The sequence below is a fragment of the Dialister histaminiformans genome (assembly GCF_900103425.1).
Classification (GTDB): domain Bacteria; phylum Bacillota; class Negativicutes; order Veillonellales; family Dialisteraceae; genus Allisonella; species Allisonella histaminiformans.
In genome coordinates, this window is the sequence record NZ_FMXA01000037.1 from 1 (window position 1) to 3,539 (window position 3,539).

The 3,539-nt window shown below is 44.7% G+C and carries 5 protein-coding genes; all 5 read left to right on the forward strand.

Annotated elements, in window-relative coordinates; genetic code table 11:
- The first annotated feature begins 320 nt into the window (after positions 1-320).
- The 5 genes from BLQ79_RS08045 to BLQ79_RS08060 all read left to right on the forward strand — a co-directional run bounded on the left by BLQ79_RS08045 (position 321) and on the right by BLQ79_RS08060 (position 3,381).
- On the forward strand, positions 321-740 hold the full coding sequence (locus tag BLQ79_RS08045) for a hypothetical protein (protein ID WP_200779868.1): 420 nt from the start codon (positions 321-323) through the stop codon (positions 738-740).
- A gap of 38 nt (positions 741-778) precedes the next feature.
- Positions 779-1,984: an RtcB family protein gene (locus BLQ79_RS08050; protein ID WP_091365601.1), complete on the forward strand. Its 1,206-nt coding sequence runs from the start codon at positions 779-781 to the stop codon at positions 1,982-1,984.
- 210 nt (positions 1,985-2,194) lie between these two features.
- Complete coding sequence (locus BLQ79_RS08055) at positions 2,195-2,377, forward strand: multidrug effflux MFS transporter (protein WP_143270131.1); 183 nt, start codon at positions 2,195-2,197, stop codon at positions 2,375-2,377.
- Positions 2,378-2,397: 20 nt separating this feature from the next.
- Positions 2,398-2,481 carry a hypothetical protein gene (locus BLQ79_RS08510; RefSeq protein WP_407639620.1) on the forward strand — a complete coding sequence of 28 codons (84 nt, stop codon included), beginning with the start codon at positions 2,398-2,400 and terminating at the stop codon, positions 2,479-2,481.
- A 12-nt stretch (positions 2,482-2,493) separates the two neighbouring features.
- The gene (locus BLQ79_RS08060; protein WP_091365605.1) at positions 2,494-3,381 is read left to right on the forward strand and encodes an MFS transporter; all 888 of its coding nucleotides are present in this window, start codon (positions 2,494-2,496) and stop codon (positions 3,379-3,381) included.
- The last annotated feature ends 158 nt before the right edge of the window (positions 3,382-3,539 follow it).

Consider the following 3,539-nt stretch of genomic DNA (forward strand, 5'->3'; position numbering starts at 1 on the left):
TCCGGTGTCAGCCTGTAGGCAGCTACGGCTGACGGCGGAGTTATCCGAGCTGAAGTCATAGATGATGTCTGTAGAATAAGGCCTGAATACAGGATTTCATGTAATTTTGGGGTGGGAGATAACAGGGCTGTTTTTTGCGGTATAATGGTGAAAATAAGTACTGTTTCGATGAAAATACGGAATAGGCTGATAACCTGGACACTGTATATGGGGTTGGGTAAATAAGCCAGGCAGGCTGGGCTGTGAGTGAAGAATCGGAATAGTAAAAAGAATTTTATGAATCCGTAGTAGCGGAGACAGTAAATGAAAGGAGTTATTGTATGGGCTTTTTTGATGCAATGAAAGGCAGTGGAAATTCTTCCGGTAAAGAGGAAGTGCGACCAAGTCCGGTACGGGAATTTCTGGGTCAGGAACTGTTTGTGGTGGACTGCCGCGGGGCCAATCTGTATGTTCATGAAAATGCAGTAGTTATAGATAAGACGGGCGGAGGATTATGGAATCTGGGGGATAACAATTTCAAGGTTATTCCTTTTAAATCCATTGTTGCAGTACAGGCTAAGCTGAAGTCCACTCTGCTTACTGGCTATATTGAATTTGAAACAGCAAACAGTCCGCTTAGCGTAGGCAGTGATCATGCGGAACGAAGAAGTGAAAACAGTGTGATTTTAAGTGGTACGGAAGAAAGATATGAGCAGGCAAAAGAAGCACTGCAGTATATCTTTGATCATATCTGCAAATAACAGGAATTCAGGGAAAAAGAAAGAAGGTGAATCTGAGATTGGAACGAATTGAAGGAACGGTGACTACAGCGATTTCTTATGCCAGAGTGATGGAAGAAACCGCGAGAGAACAAATACGGCGTATGTGTAGTTATGAACTGACGGAAGGAAGCCGGGTAAGGATTATGCCGGACGTGCATGCCGGAAAGGGGTGTACGATTGGTACCACAATGACAATTGTAGATAAGGCCGTACCTAATGTCGTGGGAGTGGATGTGGATATTGGATGCGGCATGTATACCATAGATCTGGGCAGACAGCCAATCGATTTTTTTCGGCTGGATAAAGCGGCGCACAGGGTACCGTCTGGTGCGAATGTCTGGAATGAACCTCAGTTGAGCTTTGATGTTCATCCACTTTACTGTTATGACAGACTTAAAAATTTATCCAGAATTGCATGCAGCATCGGAACCCTGGGCGGAGGCAATCATTTTATTGAAGTGGATGAGACTCACGATGGCAGGCATTACCTTATTATTCATACAGGCAGCCGTAATCTTGGTAAACAGGTGGCAGATATCTATCAGCAGATAGCGATTGAACTGCAGGGCCAGGAGGAAACGCAGCCGGAACAGATTAACCGGATTATAAGGGAATATCAGATGGCTGGCCGGCAGGAAGAAATTGAGAAATCGGTAAAGGAAATCAAACGCAGGTATCATCAGAAACAGATACCGGATGATCTTTGCTATGTTTCTGGGAAATACCTGAAACAGTACCTGCATGATGTGGTTCTCTGTCAGCAGTTTGCCCGTCTGAACCGGGAACATATTGCCAGGGTTCTGCTGGAACAGACCGGACTCAAAGCGGGAGAAGCCTTTCATACGATTCATAATTATATTGATGTAGAGGAAATGATTCTGCGGAAGGGCGCAATTGCCGCGCATAAAGGCGAAAAGGTACTTATTCCAATCAATATGCGTGATGGCAGCATTCTGGCTATAGGGAAGGGAAATCCGGAATGGAACTATTCAGCTCCTCATGGTGCCGGGCGGATTATGTCCAGAATGGAGGCCAGAAACCAGTTGTCCATGGAGGAATACCGAAAGGAAATGGCCGGAATATATACCACGTCAGTCAATAAGGGAACTCTGGATGAAGCGCCCATGGCTTATAAATCTCTCGATGATATTCTGGTGGTTATCGGGGACACGGCAGACGTGTTGGAAGTTATGAAACCGGTTTATAATTTCAAGGCTAGCTGAGAATGCAAAAGGCACAGCAGATGGATATTATGGAATTTTCACTGGTAATAAATCATTCCAACGGTTGAAATGATTTATTATAATCTGTATAATTTAGATGTTCATCGGAGGGTATGATTCCTGAGAATTATGCTGGATAAGATGGCGGATTTTCCGCAGTCTTATCCAGCTTTTTTTGTGGATGAAGAAAATACAGCAAAGGAGAATAATATGGTTGAACAGAAACATCTTAGTCCGGTTATGATTCTGGCCAGCATTATTTTTATGAATACGTTCGTTCCGCTGTCCATAGATTTGTATCTGCCGGCACTGCCCCAGATGCGGGAATATTTTCAGGCCAGTGAAATGCTTGTCAATATGACGCTGATTGCTTTCTTTTTATTTTTTCCGTAGGGATTGTTCTTTTTGGGCCCATATCGGATAAATATGGCAGGAAGTTTTCTCTTCTGGGAGGGGCTTTGGTATATACCCTGGCTTCTCTGATCTGTGCGACGTAAGGGTCTGTCTATGTGCTCATAGGAGGGCGTATTCTGCAGGCATTGGGAGCGGGCTGCATAGTTACCATTTCTACGGCACTGATTAAAGACTGCTTTTCCGGAGAGAAGCTGACACGCATTCTGTCAATCACACAGGCTCTGAATGTCATTGCGCCGATGGCAGCACCTATTATCGGAAGTCTGCTGCTTATGTATACGTCCTGGCGGGGCGCCTTTGTTCTGCTGGCCTTTCTTGGAAGTATCAATATTATCATTGCACTTCTTCTCACGGAGCCTCTTCTTCCGGAAAAACGATATACCGGGACGGTAGTACAGTCTATGGGATTGCTTGTCAAATTCACCAGACATGCGTATTTCATGCTGATACTTATTATGTTTTCCCTCCTGGCGGCTCCATATATGGCCTATGTCAGTGTATCATCCTTCGTATACATGAATACATTTCACCTGTCACCGCAGTTGTATGGACTTTATTTCTCTTTCAATTCCGCGTGTGCTGTAGTCGGCCCGTTCCTCTATCTGCATATTGCCGGCAGGGTTTCCAATCGCCGTATCACCAATGCCTGTTTCCTTGTTACCGCAATCAGTGGTGTAGCACTTCTTACTATTGGCCAATCCAGTGCTCTGTGTTTCATGCTGAGCTTTCTGCCGTTCACGATTATCGAATCCATAGTGCGTCCCTTTACCATGGATGTGCTTCTTAAAATGGTTAGGACAGAGATAGGAACCGCCTCCGCACTAATCAACTTTGTTCCGACTCTTCTGGGAAGTGTGGGAATGTTTGTAAGTACATTGCCATGGTCCAGCTTTATTGATGGACTGGGAATCATCATATTGGGTGCTCTGTGTGGCTCTACGCTGATTCTCATATGTATACGGGAGATGTATTCAGAAAACTGAAAATCTGAAAAAGAGAAGCGAAGCCTTATAACGGATCGCAGGATAGGGAAGATAGTCCGGACGGATCCGATAAGGGATAAAGGGAAGTTCCCCTTTATGTTGGTTTGTCAAACATATGTTACACCGTACTTGATGAAATCATGGAGTGTATCTTTTGG

What these genes read in the sequence shown, in the direction of transcription:
- BLQ79_RS08045 (WP_200779868.1), top strand. Translation starts at nt 321, where the DNA reads ATGGGCTTTTTTGATGCAATGAAAGGCAGTGGAAATTCTTCCGGTAAA.
- BLQ79_RS08055 (WP_143270131.1), top strand. Translation starts at nt 2,195, where the DNA reads ATGGTTGAACAGAAACATCTTAGTCCGGTTATGATTCTGGCCAGCATT.